At 61.2% G+C, this 16,697-nt stretch carries 15 protein-coding genes; 8 read left to right on the top strand and 7 right to left on the bottom strand.

Annotated features, from left to right (window positions below; translation table 11 throughout):
- Positions 1-32 precede the first annotated feature (32 nt).
- Genes mpl through JKA62_RS17155 form a run of 3 tightly spaced genes read left to right on the top strand, consistent with a single transcriptional unit; the run spans position 33 to position 2,303 of the window.
- A complete protein-coding gene (gene mpl, locus JKA62_RS17165; protein ID WP_201818755.1) occupies positions 33-1,382 on the top strand; it encodes a UDP-N-acetylmuramate:L-alanyl-gamma-D-glutamyl-meso-diaminopimelate ligase in 1,350 nt (449 codons plus the stop codon).
- Positions 1,379-2,014 carry a flavin prenyltransferase UbiX gene (gene ubiX / locus JKA62_RS17160; RefSeq protein ID WP_201818753.1) on the top strand — a complete coding sequence of 212 codons (636 nt, stop codon included), beginning with the start codon at positions 1,379-1,381 and terminating at the stop codon, positions 2,012-2,014. Before mpl ends, ubiX begins: the two co-directional genes overlap by 4 nt.
- The gene (locus JKA62_RS17155; protein WP_011336111.1) at positions 2,007-2,303 is read left to right on the top strand and encodes a YceK/YidQ family lipoprotein; all 297 of its coding nucleotides are present in this window, start codon (positions 2,007-2,009) and stop codon (positions 2,301-2,303) included. The genes ubiX and JKA62_RS17155 overlap by 8 nt, the downstream gene beginning before the upstream one ends.
- A gap of 34 nt (positions 2,304-2,337) precedes the next feature.
- Here JKA62_RS17155 and JKA62_RS17150 read toward each other — a convergent pair whose 3' ends face one another.
- From JKA62_RS17150 to JKA62_RS17140, 3 genes are all read right to left on the bottom strand, one after another.
- Entirely contained in the window at positions 2,338-2,979 is a 642-nt protein-coding gene (locus JKA62_RS17150; protein ID WP_011336110.1) for an oxidoreductase, read from the bottom strand.
- A gap of 27 nt (positions 2,980-3,006) precedes the next feature.
- Positions 3,007-4,734 (bottom strand): C13 family peptidase, encoded by a 1,728-nt coding sequence (locus JKA62_RS17145; RefSeq protein WP_201818751.1) that lies wholly within the window; start codon positions 4,732-4,734, stop codon positions 3,007-3,009.
- A 110-nt stretch (positions 4,735-4,844) separates the two neighbouring features.
- Positions 4,845-5,300, bottom strand: coding sequence for a MaoC family dehydratase (locus tag JKA62_RS17140; protein WP_007909575.1), 456 nt, complete (start codon positions 5,298-5,300; stop codon positions 4,845-4,847).
- Positions 5,301-5,493: 193 nt separating this feature from the next.
- Here JKA62_RS17140 and JKA62_RS17135 point away from each other — a divergent pair, with 193 nt between their 5' ends.
- The 3 genes from JKA62_RS17135 to JKA62_RS17125 are packed head-to-tail and all read left to right on the top strand — an operon-like array spanning position 5,494 to position 7,173.
- Positions 5,494-5,856 carry a CidA/LrgA family protein gene (locus JKA62_RS17135; protein WP_085654991.1) on the top strand — a complete coding sequence of 121 codons (363 nt, stop codon included), beginning with the start codon at positions 5,494-5,496 and terminating at the stop codon, positions 5,854-5,856.
- Positions 5,856-6,572, top strand: a complete 717-nt coding sequence (locus tag JKA62_RS17130; RefSeq protein WP_007958637.1) for an LrgB family protein — start codon at positions 5,856-5,858, stop codon at positions 6,570-6,572. Before JKA62_RS17135 ends, JKA62_RS17130 begins: the two co-directional genes overlap by 1 nt.
- Positions 6,573-6,582: 10 nt before the next feature.
- Positions 6,583-7,173, top strand: a complete 591-nt coding sequence (locus tag JKA62_RS17125; protein ID WP_007958639.1) for an LON peptidase substrate-binding domain-containing protein — start codon at positions 6,583-6,585, stop codon at positions 7,171-7,173.
- Positions 7,174-7,184: 11 nt separating this feature from the next.
- On the opposite strand, the gene JKA62_RS17120 is transcribed toward JKA62_RS17125, so the two are convergent.
- From JKA62_RS17120 to JKA62_RS17105, 4 genes are all read right to left on the bottom strand, one after another.
- On the bottom strand, positions 7,185-8,651 hold the full coding sequence (locus JKA62_RS17120; protein WP_238383043.1) for a hypothetical protein: 1,467 nt from the start codon (positions 8,649-8,651) through the stop codon (positions 7,185-7,187).
- 244 nt (positions 8,652-8,895) lie between these two features.
- Positions 8,896-12,342, bottom strand: a complete 3,447-nt coding sequence (locus tag JKA62_RS17115) for a calcium-binding protein (RefSeq protein WP_236676574.1) — start codon at positions 12,340-12,342, stop codon at positions 8,896-8,898.
- Positions 12,343-12,490: 148 nt separating this feature from the next.
- Positions 12,491-13,807, bottom strand: a complete 1,317-nt coding sequence (locus JKA62_RS17110) for a bifunctional DedA family/phosphatase PAP2 family protein (protein ID WP_201818746.1) — start codon at positions 13,805-13,807, stop codon at positions 12,491-12,493.
- A 54-nt stretch (positions 13,808-13,861) separates the two neighbouring features.
- The gene (locus JKA62_RS17105; RefSeq protein ID WP_201818744.1) at positions 13,862-14,557 is read right to left on the bottom strand and encodes a DNA-3-methyladenine glycosylase; all 696 of its coding nucleotides are present in this window, start codon (positions 14,555-14,557) and stop codon (positions 13,862-13,864) included.
- 177 nt (positions 14,558-14,734) lie between these two features.
- On the opposite strand from JKA62_RS17105, the gene JKA62_RS17100 reads away from it, so the two are divergent.
- A complete protein-coding gene (locus tag JKA62_RS17100) occupies positions 14,735-16,006 on the top strand; it encodes a glutamate-5-semialdehyde dehydrogenase (protein ID WP_011336103.1) in 1,272 nt (423 codons plus the stop codon).
- A complete protein-coding gene (gene nadD / locus JKA62_RS17095) occupies positions 15,975-16,697 on the top strand; it encodes a nicotinate-nucleotide adenylyltransferase (RefSeq protein WP_236676573.1) in 723 nt (240 codons plus the stop codon). Before JKA62_RS17100 ends, nadD begins: the two co-directional genes overlap by 32 nt.

The following is a 16,697-nucleotide window of genomic DNA, read 5'->3' as shown; positions in this document are numbered from 1 at the left end:
CTACCCTGCGGCCATGTTTTACGAGGTCGACTATGCACATTCATATTCTGGGTATCTGCGGGACTTTCATGGGCTCGATGGCGGTTCTGGCCAAAGAGCTGGGCCATCACGTGACGGGCTCCGATGCCAACGTCTATCCGCCGATGAGCACCCAGCTCGAAGCTCAGGGCATTCAGTTGACCCAGGGCTACGACCCGGCGCAGCTTGATCCGGCACCGGATCTGGTGGTGATCGGCAACGCCATGTCCCGCGGCAATCCGGCAGTGGAATATGTGCTGAACAAAGGCCTGCCGTACGTTTCCGGCCCGCAATGGCTGGCCGACCATGTGCTGCAAGGTCGCTGGGTGCTGGCGGTTGCCGGTACGCACGGCAAGACCACCACCAGCAGCATGCTCGCCTGGGTACTGGAACACGCCGGCATGAGCCCGGGCTTCCTGATCGGCGGCGTGCCGCAGAACTTCTCGGTGTCGGCACGTCTGGGTGGTACGCCGTTCTTCGTGATCGAGGCTGACGAATACGACAGCGCGTTCTTCGACAAGCGATCGAAGTTTGTCCACTACCGTCCGCGCACGGCGATCCTTAACAACCTTGAGTTCGATCATGCCGACATCTTCCCTGATCTGCCGGCCATCGAGCGGCAGTTCCACCACTTGGTGCGGACCATTCCGAGCGAAGGTCTGGTGATCCATCCGACCACCGAACCGGCCCTGCAACGTGTGATCGAGATGGGCTGCTGGACCCCGGTGCAAACCACCGGTGCCGGCGGTCAGTGGCAGGTCAAGTTGCTGAAGGACGACGGCTCGGCGTTTGAAGTGATGTTCGAAGGCGTGTCCCAAGGCGTGGTCGAGTGGGAGTTGACCGGTCAGCACAACGTTGCCAACGCCCTGGCCACTCTGGCCGCGGCGCGTCATGTCGGCGTTGTACCGTCGATGGGCATCGCCGGGTTGAGCGCGTTCAAGAGCGTGAAACGCCGGATGGAGAAAGTCGCGGAAGTTCGGGAAATCACCATCTACGATGACTTCGCCCACCACCCGACCGCGATTGCCACCACCCTTGATGGCCTGCGCAAACGTATCGGCGATGCGCCGCTGATCGCGATCATCGAGCCGCGCTCCAACTCGATGAAGCTCGGCGCCCACCGTGACGGTCTGCCGGACAGCGTGGTCGATGCCGATCAAGTGATCTGGTACGCCCCGGCCAACCTCGGTTGGGATCTGGCAGGCACCGCCGCGTTGTGCACCGTGCCGTCGATCGTCAGTGATTCGCTGGAAGGCATCATTGAGCGCGTGAAGAGCCAGGCTCAGCCCGGCACTCACGTGGTGATCATGAGCAACGGCGGCTTCGGCGGCCTGCACGGCAAACTCGCCGAGGCGTTGAAATGAACAGCAACGGCCCAGAACGCATCACACTGGCGATGACCGGCGCGTCCGGCGCCCAGTACGGCTTGCGCCTGCTGGATTGCCTGGTGCGCGAGGATCGCGAGGTGCACTTCCTGATCTCCAAGGCTGCGCAATTGGTGATGGCCACCGAGACCGACGTGGCGTTGCCGGCCAAGCCGCAAATGATGCAGGCGTTCCTCACCGAATACACCGGCGCGGCTGCCGGGCAGATCCGCGTGTACGGCAAGGAAGACTGGATGTCACCGGTGGCCTCGGGTTCCGGCGCCCCGGCCGCCATGGTGGTGGTGCCATGCTCGACCGGCACCTTGTCGGCCATTGCCACCGGCGCCTGCAACAACCTGATCGAACGGGCGGCGGACGTGACGTTGAAGGAACGTCGCCAGTTGATTCTGGTGCCGCGCGAAGCGCCGTATTCGAGCATTCATCTGGAACACATGCTCAAGTTGTCGAACATGGGCGTGACCATCCTGCCGGCCTCACCGGGTTTCTATCACCAACCACAGACGATTGATGACCTGATCGATTTCGTGGTGGCGCGGATTCTCAATCTGCTGGGCATTCCCCAGGACATGCTGCCGCGCTGGGGCGAACACCATCTGAGCAGCGATGAATAAGCTGCTGGCTGCTGTGTTGCTGATGGCGCTGGCCCTGCAACTGACCGGCTGCGCCACCGCGCGCACGCTGGATGCCGCCAAGCCCGGCGCGCCGGTGGTGTATTCCGGCACACGGCTGGATCTGTATGCGATGAATGGCGGGTGTTGTGCGATGGACCGGTTTGGCGCCGAGGCACCTAGCTATCCCGGTGTGGATCTGCCGGCCAGCGCGTTGCTCGATACGCTGCTGTTGCCGTTGTCGTTGCTGACAGTGATCGGCGTAGGCTTTCAGGCGACAGGCGGGCTCTAAAAAGATCGCAGCCGATGGCTGCGATTTTTTGTTTTTACTTGCCGAGCTTTCTCAATTCATCTGACTCGACGATCCGCACTCCGTCCTGTTCCTCAAGCGCCAACCGCCACATGGCGCGGGCCAGTTGGCAGGCTTCGATACCGCGGTATTTGCCGGGAATCAATTTGGAGAATGGCGCGGCAAGCTGTTCGCCCAGACGGGGCTCGCTGCGTTCGCCAAGCAACAGCGATGGCCGGCAGATGGTCAGTTGCGGCCAGTCCTGCGCGCGCAACGCGTATTCCATCTCGCCTTTGACCCGGTTGTAGAAAATCGAGGACCGACGATCGGCCCCCAGGGCGCTGATCACGATCAGGTGCCTTGCGCCCATTTCCCGGGCGCGCTTGGCGAACGCCACCACCATGTCCAGATCCACGGCGCGAAACGCCTCTTCAGAGCCAGCCTGTTTGATGGTGGTGCCGAGGCAGCAATACGCGATGTCGACCCGGCCGGCCAGTTGTGGAAGGAACGTCTGTGGATCGCCGACCGGGTTTTCCAGATGCGGATGTTCCGCCAGCGGCCGGCGTGAGGGGGCAAGGACGCGGCTGATCGTCGGCTCGTTGAGCAGACGGTCGAGCAGATGTTCACCGGTTAATCCGGTGGCTCCGGCAAGCAAGACATGCTGAGGCGTCAAGTACATAGTGTCTCTCCCTTGATACTGTTCAGCTTAGTTGCTCTTTGTCGCTCCGTCGTTCAACGCAGCACTTTGCAAGGCTTTTCTCGCTTGCTGTTTACGCAGCAGTTGCCAGTGCGCCAGCACGGTTTTCGGCGCCCAGATCTGCGGTTCAGAGGCTTCGAAATTGTCCGCCAGTTCGCGCTCGGCGACGGTGGCCTTGGCCAGTTTGAAGGCTTGTTCCAGGTCGTCGGTCTGGTTCAGCGCCTGTGCAAACAGGGCATCGCCGAAGTAGGTGAAGTTGGCCTCCTCGGAGCAGCCGAACGACACGCGATCGGCGCGCGAGGCGGTCATGATCAGCGTGCGTTCATCCTTCAACGCCGGAATGAAGCCCCCGGAATAGCACGAGGAAATGACAATGATCTTGTCGCGGTTCTTCAGCGGTGCGAGCACGGCGGCGAGTTCGTCGGCGGGCAGGTCGGCCAGCTCCATCCGCGGTTGGTCGAGCACCAGCTCGTGTTCGGCAGTGCCGTGGCTGGTCAGGTAAATGAAAACCAGATCTTCCGGACCGCTGCGTTCGGCCAGGGTCAGGGCTGCGCGGCGCAGGTTCTCGCGAGTGGCCATCGGCCGGTCGCCGAGGTGGTCGCGATGGTTGACCAGGCGAATCTGGCCAAACGCGCCGAAACGGCTGGTGAGCATGTTGGCCACGTAATCGGATTCGCGCAGGAACACGCTCTGCTTGCCGTCGCCGCCGAGGGTCAGGGTGTACAGCTCCACTGCCGGGGTCGAGGCCGGTACATTGGCCAGCGCTTCATCAAGCAGGCGACCCTGGGCCAGCAGGCCGAGTTCGAGGGTGTCCGGCAGTAATTTGCCGTCGGCATCGCGTACCCGCTGGCCGTTGATCCAGGTGCCGCTGAGCACGCTGCCATCGGTGAGCACCAAGGTGCCGCGTCCGGAATAGCTGTCGCTGTCGAATCCGCCGATGTAGAAACTGCCATCGGATAGGTTCAGGCGACCCTGACCGCTGAAGCGCCAGTCGTTGAAGTAGCCGATGTAGTGGCTGCCGTCGGCGCCGATCAGTTCGCCCTTGCCGGTCAGCGCGCCCTCCTTGAACTGCCCGAGCCACACATCGCCGTCGGCGTTTTCGTAGCGGCCCTTGCCGTGCAGTTGATTGTTCTTGAAGCCGCCGACGTAGATGTCGCCGTCGGCACTGTTGAAGGTGCCGTTGCCTTCGAGCTGGCCATTGACGAAGTGGCCGGTGAACTGATTGCCGCTGGCATCGCCGCGCTGGCCTTCGCCGTTGGGTTTGCCGTGGGCAAACTGGCCTTGATAGGAACTGCCGTCATCCAGCTCCAGCCGGCCAAGTCCGGAATACTGGTCGGCTTTGAACTCGCCGCGATAGGTCATCGCGTTTTCTTTGAGGGTGCCTTCGCCTTCGCGCCGACCCTGCTTGAAACCGCCGGTGTAGCTGCCTGCCGTGGTGGTCAATGTGCCTTGGCCGTCGAACAGCCCTTGCTGGAAGTTGCCGCGATAGACCTCGCCATTGCTGCCATGCCATTCGCCCTGGCCATGCCATTGCCCCTTGTCGAACGCCCCGGCGTACCAGCTGCCGTTGGGGTAGTCGACCCGGCCCTGACCTTGCAGCAAGCCATCGACCAGTTCACCGCGATAGCGGCCGCCGTCGGGCAGGCGCGCATCCGGCGGCAACAGCGATTCGCCGTCGCCACACGCGGCCAGCAACAGGGTCAAGGCAAGGGGAGCAAGAGGGGCGAATGAGCGCATAGCGGGATCCGGGCAATTAGGCGACCGAGTATGCCGCAGCTATGTGACCTTATACAGCCGGCAGGGAGGAGCGGATGCGAAACAGCGTGAGCCGTTTCGCATCCAGGCGCTTAAACGAAGCAGAGCGACAGCGGTTCGGCGATGTAGGCCGGTTTGTCCGAGCCCTCGATCTCCAGGGTGGCGGTGGCCTTGAGCAGCCACTGGCCAGGTTTCTTCTCGGTCACTTCACCGAGGTCGACCTTGAGGCGGACCTTGGAATTGACCTTGACCGGCTGGATGAAGCGCACGCTGTCCAGACCGTAGTTGACCACCATCTTCACGCCTTGCGGCAGGATCAGGATGTCTTCCATCAGTTTCGGGATCAGCGACAACGACAGGAAACCGTGTGCAATGGTGCTGCCAAATGGCGTTTGCGCGGCTTTGACCGGGTCGACATGGATGAACTGGTAATCCCCGGTGGCTTCGGCGAACAGGTTGATGCGCTCCTGGTCGATGGTGAGCCATTCGGAACGTCCGAGTTCCTTGCCGACATAATCTTTGAGCTCTGCAACGGGAACATAGGGCATTGAGACTCTCCTTGGGTTCATCGGTTTTATAGTTTTTCAGGTGGGGGATTTGACCGCCCTGCGAACCACTGTAGATCATCATGGCGATTTGCTCAGGTCAACCGACCATGCTTTTGGCGAATGCCGATCCATAGCGCAGGCGTGCTTATAATGCCGACGACTTGCGGGTTGGAAAGTAAGACGGAGATGTCGGATGTTGCTACGTGGCCTGACGTGGCTGGTGCTGTTTCAATTGCTCGGCACGGCCCTCAATCATTTGCTGTTGCCGGTGCTGCCGGGGCCGATCATCGGCCTTTTGCTGTTGCTGGTATTCCTGATCGTGCGCGGTGAAGTCGGCGAGCCGTTGAACCTTGCGGCCGGCAGTCTGTTGCGTTACCTGCCGTTGCTGCTGGTGCCGCCAGCGGTGGGTGTGATGGTGTATGCCACGGCGATTGCCGCGGATTTCTGGGCCATCGTCGGTGCGCTGGTGGTGTCGCTGATTCTGTCGATGGCCTTCGCCGGCGTGCTGATGCAACGGCTGGTCAAGCGTCACGCGCCGCCTTCGGAGGAATCCTGATGCTGTTCGACTGGCAAGGTGCCTGGGCTTCGGTGATTCACCACCCCCTGTTCGGTATCGGCATCACGTTGGGTGCCTATCAACTGGTGCTGGCGGCGTTCGAGAAAACCCGCTGGATCTTCCTGCAACCGGTGCTGGTCTCGATGCTGTTGGTGATCGGCGTGCTGGTCGGCTGCGGCCTGACTTATGCCGAGTACCGCAAGAGCACCGAGATCCTCAGTATTCTGCTGGGTCCGGCGACCGTTGCGCTGGCGGTGCCGCTCTATCTGAATCTGCGACGCATCCGCCAATTGTTCTGGCCGATTTTTACTACGCTGGTGATAGGTGGCGTGGTCGCCACGGGCATGGGCGTGGCGCTGGGCTGGTGGTTCGGTGCCGATCACATGATCCTGATGACCATGGCGCCCAAGTCGGTCACCTCGCCGATCGCCATGCTCGTGGCCGAGCAGATCGGCGGTGTCGCGGCACTGGCGGCGGTGTTCGTGCTGATTACCGGGGTGATCGGTGCGATCTTCGGCCCGGCGCTGCTGACCCGTCTCGGCGTGCACAGCCCGGAGGCGCGCGGCATGGCGCTGGGCATGACCGCGCATGCGGTCGGCACGTCGGTGGCCTTGCAGGAAAGCGATGAGTGCGGCGCCTTCGCGGCACTGGCGATGAGTCTGATGGGCGTGGCCACGGCGGTGTTCCTGCCGTTGGCGGTGTCGATGGTGGTGTAAGGAAATGTCTATGAGTCTGCCGCTTTTTCCGCTGAACACGGTGCTGTTTCCCGGCTGCAATCTGGATTTGCAGATCTTCGAGGCGCGCTACCTGGACATGATCGGCCGCTGCATGAAACAGGGCGGCGGGTTCGGCGTGGTGTGCATCCTTGAGGGCAGCGAAGTCGGCGTCGCGCCGGAAGGTTTCGCCATGGTCGGCTGCGAAGCGCGCATCACCGATTTCCAGCAGCAGGACAACGGACTGCTGGGCATCCGGGTGCAGGGCGGGCGGCGCTTCATCGTGCAGCGCACTGAAGTGCAACGCGACCAATTGATCGTGGCCGAGGTCGAGTGGCTGGACGAAGAGCCCGAACAACCGTTGCAGGATGAAGACGCCGATCTGGTGGCGTTGCTCAAGGCCCTGGCCGAGCACCCGATGGTCGAGGCGCTGAACATGGGTATCGAGGCTGCCGGGCAGCAGTCATTGGCCAATCAGCTGGCTTATCTGCTGCCGTTTGCCGAGGAAGACAAGATCGACCTGCTGCAACTCGATGATCCGCAGCAGCGGCTGGATGCGATCCAGGCGCTGCTCGATGAGTTGCAGGGCGAGCTGTTTGCCTAGAGCCAAAAACGCTATTCGGGCCAGATGATGTCGTTGGCGAACCACTCCTTGTCCTTGCCCAGTGTCAGTACCGGCTTGCCGGCCTGGGCGACCTTGTCGATCAGGGCATCGTATTCGTATCGGTTGTCGACGCCTTGATGGGTCCGCGCTTCTATTTCATTGCGCTGTCGATAACCTGCCTCATAAGCGATGTCATCGACTTTCGCAGCGCGAGTGAGGGTGGAGTCGAGCAGCCAGAGGCGTTCCGATTCGATGCCCCGTTTCGACGTTGAAATCAGCGCTTCAAGTTCATCCTCCGGGAACCACGCACCCTTGTTCCTGGCGGCGTTGTTGAGCAGATGATTCTCTTCTCTCAGGACGACTTCCATTTTTCGCGTGTCGATGACGTACGCAAATATGATCGTCTGATCGTGCCGGACGGTTTCGTAATTGCGTTCGGAGTCGAGTTCCACATCCGAAGCCTCGGACCAGTCATTGTCGGATTCCCCTGATTCATTGTCGGGGTCACCGGGCTTGCGTCCGGGGTATTTGTTTTTCTGGTTGTTGTAGAGCAGATACTCCGGATCGGGGTAGCCCGTGCCTCTGCCTGCATATCGCTCAACCCGCTTCAGACTGACGGTTGCGCTGATCGGTTTCTCGGTGGTTGCTCCACGAGGATGCTTGAGCCGCGGCAACATCCGGTCATCGTTGTAGAACTCGAAGGGCGTCCGTTCATCGGCCCGGAACAGGGCCGGGATGTCTGTGCGGTACAGGACGTCGCTGCCGTTGCGCAGGTAGCCCAGCCTTGCAAGGAATCCGTCGAGGAATTCGCGACTGACGCTTTCGCTGAAATCGCCATAGTCCCCCAGATGACTGAGCAACAGCCTGCCGTTTCTCAGTGGCAGGAGCAGGGGCTCTATTTCCTGATGCAATGCGTCGTAGCGTGCAGGGTCGTCCGCGTTCAGTGACCGGCTCTTGTGCTGTGCGACCCATTCCGGAAGCGCTGACGGATGGGCAATCAGGTCGTCGCGCAGTCGGACGTGCTGGAGAGGAGACAGGTTGTACGAGCGCAATTCCATGACCCGTTCGCCTTGAGTCATCTGCGGATGCAGCCGTGCGAAATGTGTATCCAGCAATTCGGACGTGGCTGCGTTCAATTGTGCGGGCATCGACGTGATTCGCGGCTGTTTGGCCAGTGTGGCTTCCGCCCTGTGTCCATCTTCGGGAATGGGGCGTTTCAGCGGGCTCGCCGAATCTGCCGCTTGAGCCGGACTCCATGTCGTTTCACCGACATTTCTGTAGAGCGCAGGTCCGGGCGCAAGCTTTTTGTACAGATCCATTGCCCGATAAGTGCCCAGGTGCGGGTCGAACTCCACGTATACGGTACCGTTGTCTTTCACATCGACAAACTTGCGTCCGACGATATGGCGCAAGCCTTCTTCATTGGCTGGTTGCATGTTACGCAGCAGGCCGGGGTTCAACAGATAGTCGCTCAACACGACTGCCGATTCTCGGGGCAGGCCCGGCAAGTCCGAGACCTGGATTCTTGAAAGGCCGGGTATCGCTGCGGATGGCTGTTGATGACCCGGGTTCCGGTTGCCTGATATCACCGACTCGGACAGTGAATGTTGTGACTGTGGGGGCTGATCCGGTGGCCGCAGTCGGGGAGGTAAAGCCGAAGTATCGACGGATGTGTTGATCCTGGAAGGGGTTGATAGTGAGGGGGCTTTGGGCCGCATGGTGTCATTCCTTGACGATGGACAGGTGTTCGATCGATATCACACGGGACGGCTCGCTTTCGAGTCTCCAGATGTCGGTGGCTACGTTGTAAAAAATCCTGCCGGGAGCAGCATCGTGCAAGCGCAGGTTCAGGATCTGCAAGTCACTGCTTTCAAGCTCGTCGCGACGCTGGTGATCCTGTGCGTCCTGAACCAGCGCATCAATTGTCGAGTAGGCCCGGGCATCGGCAGTGCAGAGGCCGATCACCTCGAACAGGGCATTGATCCGGTAACGGTTCCCCGATGAGATCGCCACCTCGACGGTTTCCAGTGGCAGTAGTGGATCATTGCTGTCTGGCAGGTGGACGTGAACGCTGCCGATCCTGATCAGGTCATTCTTGATGCTGAGGTCGCGCAGAGTGATTTTTTCAGGCAGAAGATGGGTATGAATGAGCCACGTGGAGGAGCCGGAAAGTCTGGCCTCGGCGTCGGCGGTGGACAAGCGTATGGAGAGATTGCTGGCAGGAAAAAGTTCATAACTTGCCGATCTTCCTTCCAGCCAGTAGGTCGCGTTGTGTTCGGTGGCCAGAAAATCAACCCGTTGCGGCGTGTTCTTCAAGGAGCGCTTGCTGACAGACGGTCTGACGAACAGGTATCGACCTGCCCGCTCGCGTAATGAGGCACGACTTTCAATGACCCGGTAGCCCGGGTTCCTTGCATCCTCCAGATAGGTGTTCCGAGGATAGTCCAGACGATAGGAAACGCCATTTCGCATCACCAGGGTCAAGGGATGATTCATTGCCCACCCGGCGGCGATGTTGCCGGCGCCCATGTCGCTTTTCCGGTCCCGGCTTCCGATCACGTTTCCATGCAGCGAGAGCCGGGCTCCCCGAGCGAAGGTCAGGGTGAAATGGACATTGTCGTAATCGAGGAATGTGAACGCCTCCGTCTCCGTGATGCTCACGACATAAGTGGCACTGACGCTGACAATTTCCTCGCTGTCGAAATCGATATACACGGTGCTGTGCGAAGGAAGGCCGTCTTTCGGGGTGATCAGGGCTGCGCGACGGATCTGGCGGGAAACGAAATACTGGGAGTGTGCTTGAGCCGAAACTACGTGCGGATGATCGTTGATCTGCACCGGAGACGCCTTGGGTACGCCTGATGTGAGGATTGTGACGCTGACGGGCAGATCGCCGGACTCCGGAATCTCGGTGGGCCAATCCGGCTGCAAGTGAAAACCGTCCTGGGTAATGAACGCCCATTTGTCGTGATGCAGGATGCGTTTGCCATCGATGGTCTGGTAAGCGTTCTCCAGTATCAGTTCGCGCCTGGGCGACCGGAGATCATCGTCTCGAAGTGACTCGATCACCAGCGCGTTCTGCCGGACGAACCAGCGCTGGACGGCTTCAAGCGATACGCCCAGATAGATCTTGCTCGGCTCCAGACCGTCCTCGGTGATGGAGATCTTGTGGCACATCGGGTCGAGATAATAGGTATCACTGCCGCGACCGCCATCGACTGTGGCATTCAGACCACGTACGGATATCTGATCGTCCCCGGCACCGGCATCGACGTGATCGTTGCCATTGGCCGCAATGATGTCCGCCTGATCGGAGCCGGTGACCCGATTGGTTGCGCCGGCAAGTGTTTCGACCTTTTCGATGGACTTGAGCGTCGAATGCAGTACCGGTTCAAGTCCCGGGCTCGCGGGGCGCAACGCCAGCCTTCCACGTTTCAGATCGATGTCATAACCGAGGTGGCGGGGTGGGTCGGGAATATGGTCGAGGTGTTTGTGCGTGCCTTGAAGCCACAACAGATCGATTCCGTCGCCCCCCGACAGCTCGCTGGCCCTGATCGGATCGTAGGAGAGTGCTTCTGACGCTGTCTGAAACACAAAGGAGTCGTTTCTGTCGCCACCGCTCAGGGATTTGCGGCCTGTGGTGTAGCTGAAGAAGTTTGGCTTGTCCTTGGCACCCTGCACCGTGTCATGGCCACCGCCCAGATTCCAGAAAACCCCTTTGGCAGGGTCACTTTTCGTTATGGAGACGACGGAATCCGAATCCGGTAAACCGTCTCGCGTGTCATACGAGTCGTCCGTGTCTTTGATGAGGGGCAGGTTTTCGATGGTGTAGGGTGTTTCGCCCTTGTCTTCGTCCCATTGGTAACGATAGATACGGGTGGGTTGCAGTGTCACCTCGAATCGACCGTTGACAATGACGTCGACGGTTTCCCTGAATTCATTGGCCAGCCAGTGAAGGCTGCGGGTTTTCAGGGCTTTGGCGTAGTCGGCGGTGGTCTTGGCGATCAGGTAGCGATCCATGAGCGCCTTGTCCTGATCCTGTCCGGTGAACGCAAACCAGCCGGCCCGCCAGCGCTCGTTCACCGTCAGCTCGATGTAATCGTCGATGTCGTCGACGGCTCGCACGGCACCATAGATTCTTGCCCCGACAATCATTATCGCGGCGGCGGCAATGCCCAGCGGACCCGCTGCCTGGAACCCTGTCAATGCCGCGCAGCCAAGTGCCAGGGACAATGCGCCGCTGAACACGCTCAGTCCACCCGTCACGTACAGATCCTGAGCTTCCTTGCCCTGAGCCTTGGCGGCATCGTTGAAGGACTTGATCGCGATATAGATATCGAAAGGTAGCGTCAGCACGCTGGCGATCAGCCCGGCCCCGCGGCATAGCCACTTGCCCATGGAAGTCCTGCCGAATTGTTCGAAGGCCATGGATCCCTGGCGGATCATTTGCTCCCCGCTCTTGCTCAGGGCGTACTCCACGCCCAGAGAGGTGATTTCCGCGACGCCTCCACCAACATTGATCAGCGCTTCACCTGTGTCGCCCTTCTTGAGGGCATCGATAGCACCGATGTAAGCGCTGTAGAGTCCATACGCCTGCATGCCGACACCCATGCTGGTCATTCCGCGGCTTTTGGCTTTGTCGACCCAGTCCGGCAGGTGCTCGGGCAGCGGGTCTCGACGAATGTCGAGGCGTTGGGTGGCGTTCAGTAAATGGTTGATCTTGTTCATGGCGTCAGCAAACTCGCCGGTGGGCATCTCGCGCATGAGCGGTGCCGCATCGGGGGAGCGTTGGGTGACGATTTCGTACAGCAGGGGCGGGATCTGCAGGTTTTCGGGCGAGGGTACGGCTCTCATCCGTTGTTCCATTTGAACGGTGTCGAATTCCAGCGAATCGATGAATGCCTGGTCAGGGTCGGCAAAGTAGGTATTGGCCGCCGATAGGGTTTGCCCATCGATTCGGACGCCCAAGGCCTGGAGTGTCTGGCGACTGACACTGAATTCACCGATACGCAACGGGCCGAACAGCTCGTCCAGGTCTGCGAGCCCCGGCTTTTGGCCCGAGGGCGGGGGGCTGTACTGGATGGCTTGATCCAGTCGGGTGGTCAGGTCGGATATTTTGATTGGCGCTGACGGTCGGTCAGCCCGGGGAGGGTGGATCGGTTGATTCATCAAAGTCATTGCTCTTTTCACAAGTCCGTTTGTGGTGCAGCTGCCGGAATGTGGCATGAGGCACGGACTTGTTCATGAGCTTTTGCTTTGCCAAATGTTTGCCGGCGCTCACCGCCCGGGCATGCGCCGGTAGGCGTTGAGCGCGGGCCTAGTAGGCATATCGCAACAAGGTGTGTGGCAAGTGTCGCAATACGAAGAAGCCAAACAGAGCGAGCAGAGCCGGCAATACCAGCCACCAGACTTTCTGTGGCATGGCACCAAGAGGTGCATCGCGTTGGCTGAGCCACAGGCCCGCTGCGCAGACACAGGCAGCGAGCATGGCCCCGGCCAGGACGTCCGTTGGCCAGTGCGCTCCCAGGTATACCCGTGACAGGGCAATTGCCAGCGCCGGTATACAGCCAAGCAACAACCAGGTCAGGCGCAGGCGCGGCGGCTGCCCGCGTCCGGCCAGCACGGCGAGCGCCAGGAACAGCGCGAACGACCCCGAAGCGTGACCACTGGGCATGCTGTAGCTGGTAAGCGGATCAGTCAGTACTTCCGGGCGCACCCGGGCGAAGAACATTTTGGTGCCGGTGTTGGCCAGGGCCGTGACGAGCAGGGTGCCGCCCACGAAGATCGCGTGGCGCCACTGTCGGCACAGCAACAGCAACGCAGTCAGCAGGGCGCTGAACAGCAGCATGTTGCGGAATTCACCGATCAGGGTGAAAACCACCGCGACTTCATCCAGCGCCGGGCGGCGGTGTTCCTGCACCAGGGTCATGACGCCCTGATCGAGGGCGGTCAGATACGGGTAGTCGATGAACAGGCCGATCAGGATCAACAGGCTCATGCTGCTGATCCAGAGCGTCGCCCGGCGATGACGACGCAAGCTGCTGTTGGCACTCAGGCCGACCATCACCGCGATGCTGCCGGCAACGATCCCGGCCTGCAACCAGAAGCCTTCCGGCAGTGGCAGCCGAATCGCCGCTCCGGTGGCCCAGCCCGGCAGCAGGTACGCGAGGCTCCAGCCGGCGGCGGCCAACAGACTTACGGCCGCAAAGCGCGGGAAGGGCATGTCGCACATCCCGGCGACCATCGGCAACATCGGCCGCAACGGCCCGATGAAGCGTCCGACCAGCAGGCTGGCAATGCCATAGCGCTGGAAATAGGTTTCCGCGCCGGCCATCCATTCCGGATGATGGCGCAACCCCGGCAAGCGCCGGATATTCTGGTGGAAGTGGCGACCGAGGAAATACGAAACCACATCGCCGAGAATCCCGCCGAGGAAACCCAACAACAGGGTTTCGCTCAACGACAGTGCACCGCTGCCGGCCAGCACTGCTACGGCAAACAGCAATACTGTGCCGGGCACGATCAACCCGGCAATCGCCAGGCATTCCACGCAGGCCACGACAAACACAGCAGCGGCCAGCCACTGCGGATTGGCGGCCAGCCACCCGGTCACGCTATCGAGCCATGGGCCCATACAAACCACTCCATTTCATTGATGTCCCTGATCGGCGGGCCGATGGGTGTGCATTCACAGCAGAAAATAATCGCGACCTTCGACCTGGCCCCGGCGCAGCGGGTTCCGCGTACACCACTGGGCATAGGCGGCATCGACGAAGCGATACATCAGGTGTTCGTCACGGCCATGGGGAATGCCTAGGCGCGTGGTCTGAATCACATGAGTTGGCGCAGGGCCGGTGTCTTCCACCAGCAGAATGTCGTGGTCGAAGCGCTTGGCATCCCACACCGGCACTTTCAGTCCCAGCGCCTTGCACAACAGCGTCTGCCCGGCACAGAGTTTCTGCGACGGACGCGGGCGTCCCTGAGCATCGGGGTTGTTCAGCAGCATCTGCGCCAAGCTGGCCGGGCCGCTGATCTCGTCGACCCACGGATAGGCCGATTTGATCAGCACCGCATTGCCCGGGCCTTGGGCGCTGAAGTTCAACGAATCGCCGCCACGGGCGTAGTACATATAGATGTGGCCGCCGTCCAGAAACAAAGCCTTACGCTTTTCTGTGTAGCCGAGGGACGCGTGGCTGCCTTTTTCCTCGCAGTAATAGGCCTCGGTTTCGATGATTCGGGCGCTGAGCCACAAATCGCCGACGCGGTGGCGAATGACTTTGCCGAGCAGATCGCGGGCCAGTGTCTGGGCGTCACGGTCAAAAAAAGCGTCCGCAAGGCCGACAGGCTGGCGCGTGGAGGTGGCGCGAACGGTCAGGTTGGACATGGCAAACAGGGTTTATCCAGGCGGAAGAGGTCGTGATGATAACAATTCAAGGCTTAATCCCGGCTGAACGTCGGCAAATCGTGGTCCATTTCGACCATCCGCCCGTCACCGCTGTTAGTCCCGGGACGCGACAGCTATAATCTGCCGCTTTCCTCTTTGCCAAGACCCCAGCAGACCATGACTGAGTCCGTTCTTGACTACATGACCCGATTGGGTCGCGCCGCCCGCGAAGCCTCCCGCGTCATCGGCCGTGCCAGCACCGCGCAGAAAAACCGCGCCCTGCTGGCTGCCGCCAATGCCCTGGACGCCGCCCGCGCCGAGCTTGCGGCAGCCAATGAACAGGATCTGGCCACCGGTCGCGCCAACGGCCTGGAGCCGGCCCTGCTGGAACGTCTGGAACTGACCCCGGCGCGCATCGACGGCATGATCGTCGGCCTGCGTCAGGTCGCAGCGCTGCCGGATCCGGTCGGCGCTATCCGTGATATGAGCTTCCGTCCGTCGGGCATTCAGGTCGGCAAGATGCGCGTGCCGCTGGGCGTGATCGGGATCATCTACGAATCCCGTCCCAACGTGACCATCGATGCCGCCAGCCTGTGCCTGAAGTCCGGTAACGCGACCATCCTGCGCGGCGGTTCCGAGGCGATTCATTCCAACCGTGCGATCGCTGCCTGCATCCAGCGCGGTCTGGCCGCAGCCGAACTGCCGGCTGCCGTTGTGCAAGTGGTGGAAACCACCGACCGCGCCGCCGTTGGCGCGCTGATCACCATGCCCGAGTACGTCGATGTGATCGTCCCGCGCGGTGGGCGTGGCCTGATCGAGCGCATCAGTCGTGACGCCCGGGTGCCGGTGATCAAGCACCTGGACGGCATCTGCCACGTCTATGTCAGCGAACACGCCGACCTGCCGAAAGCCCAGCGCATTGCCTTCAATGCCAAGACCTATCGCTATGGCATCTGCGGTGCGATGGAGACCTTGCTGGTCGATCAACGTGTGGCGAAGGATTTCCTGCCGTCGATGGCCAAACAGTTCCGCGAAAAGGGCGTCGAGCTGCGGGGGTGTGAACGCACCCGGGCGATCATCGAGGCCGTAGCCGCGACCGAAGAAGACTGGAGCACCGAGTACCTGGCGCCGATTCTGTCGATCCGCGTGGTGGATGGCCTGGATCAGGCCATCGAGCACATCAACCATTTCGGCTCCCATCACACCGACTCGATCGTCAGCGAAAACCTCGCCGACACCCGCCAGTTCGTGGCTCAGGTCGACTCGGCGTCGGTGATGATCAACACCCCGACCTGCTTCGCCGACGGATTCGAATACGGATTGGGTGCCGAGATCGGCATTTCTACTGATAAGCTGCACGCCCGTGGCCCGGTGGGCCTCGAAGGACTGACCTGCGAGAAGTACATCGTGGTCGGTGATGGTCAGTTGCGCGGCCAGGCGACGGTCTGACTTGTCCGACCTCGACCTGAAAACGCCGAAAACCGGCAAGAAACCTCGTCCCCGGCGCATTGGCGTACTGGGCGGGACGTTCGATCCGGTGCATGTCGGCCATCTACGTGGTGCGCTTGAAGTTGCCGAAGCGCTTGGGCTCGATGAGCTGCGCATGATGCCCAGCGCCCGGCCGCCGCACCGCGATACGCCGCAAGTGTCGGCGCAGGATCGGCTGGCAATGGTTGAATGTGCGGTGGCCGGTGTGCCGCCGCTGGTGGTGGACGCCCGCGAATTGCAGCGGGACAAACCGTCCTGGACCATCGATACCCTGGAGTCGCTGCGTGCCGAAATGGCCGCCGAGACCCAGGTTTTTCTGCTTCTGGGCTGGGACGCGTTTTGCGGCCTGCCCACTTGGCACCGCTGGGAAGAGTTGCTCCAGCATTGCCACATCCTGGTGCTACAGCGCCCGGACGCCGACAGCGAACCGCCGGATGCCTTGCGCAACCTGCTGGCAGCGCGTTCGGTGAGCGACCCGCTGGCCCTGAAGGGGCCGAGCGGACAGATTGCATTCGTCCGGCAGACACCGCTCGCGGTTTCCGCCACCCAGATCCGTCAACTGCTGGCCAGCGGTAAGTCGGTACGTTTCCTGGTGCCCGACGCGGTCCTGGCCTACATCGATGCGCACGGTCTGTACCGTGCGTCGAACTGA

The organism is Pseudomonas sp. B7 (assembly GCF_016735645.1).
GTDB classification, from domain to species: Bacteria; Pseudomonadota; Gammaproteobacteria; order Pseudomonadales; family Pseudomonadaceae; genus Aquipseudomonas; species Aquipseudomonas glycinae.
Note: the sequence above shows the minus strand (reverse complement) of the source record. Positions and strands in the feature narration are given on the sequence as shown.

Coding starts and splice junctions, on each gene's coding strand:
- mpl (WP_201818755.1), top strand. CDS start 33: ATGCACATTCATATTCTGGGTATCTGCGGGACTTTCATGGGCTCGATG.
- ubiX (WP_201818753.1), top strand. CDS start 1,379: ATGAACAGCAACGGCCCAGAACGCATCACACTGGCGATGACCGGCGCG.
- JKA62_RS17155 (WP_011336111.1), top strand. CDS start 2,007: ATGAATAAGCTGCTGGCTGCTGTGTTGCTGATGGCGCTGGCCCTGCAA.
- JKA62_RS17150 (WP_011336110.1), bottom strand. CDS start 2,979: ATGTACTTGACGCCTCAGCATGTCTTGCTTGCCGGAGCCACCGGATTA.
- JKA62_RS17145 (WP_201818751.1), bottom strand. CDS start 4,734: ATGCGCTCATTCGCCCCTCTTGCTCCCCTTGCCTTGACCCTGTTGCTG.
- JKA62_RS17140 (WP_007909575.1), bottom strand. CDS start 5,300: ATGCCCTATGTTCCCGTTGCAGAGCTCAAAGATTATGTCGGCAAGGAA.
- JKA62_RS17135 (WP_085654991.1), top strand. CDS start 5,494: ATGTTGCTACGTGGCCTGACGTGGCTGGTGCTGTTTCAATTGCTCGGC.
- JKA62_RS17130 (WP_007958637.1), top strand. CDS start 5,856: ATGCTGTTCGACTGGCAAGGTGCCTGGGCTTCGGTGATTCACCACCCC.
- JKA62_RS17125 (WP_007958639.1), top strand. CDS start 6,583: ATGAGTCTGCCGCTTTTTCCGCTGAACACGGTGCTGTTTCCCGGCTGC.
- JKA62_RS17115 (WP_236676574.1), bottom strand. CDS start 12,342: ATGAATCAACCGATCCACCCTCCCCGGGCTGACCGACCGTCAGCGCCA.
- JKA62_RS17110 (WP_201818746.1), bottom strand. CDS start 13,807: ATGGGCCCATGGCTCGATAGCGTGACCGGGTGGCTGGCCGCCAATCCG.
- JKA62_RS17105 (WP_201818744.1), bottom strand. CDS start 14,557: ATGTCCAACCTGACCGTTCGCGCCACCTCCACGCGCCAGCCTGTCGGC.
- JKA62_RS17100 (WP_011336103.1), top strand. CDS start 14,735: ATGACTGAGTCCGTTCTTGACTACATGACCCGATTGGGTCGCGCCGCC.
- nadD (WP_236676573.1), top strand. CDS start 15,975: ATGGTCAGTTGCGCGGCCAGGCGACGGTCTGACTTGTCCGACCTCGAC.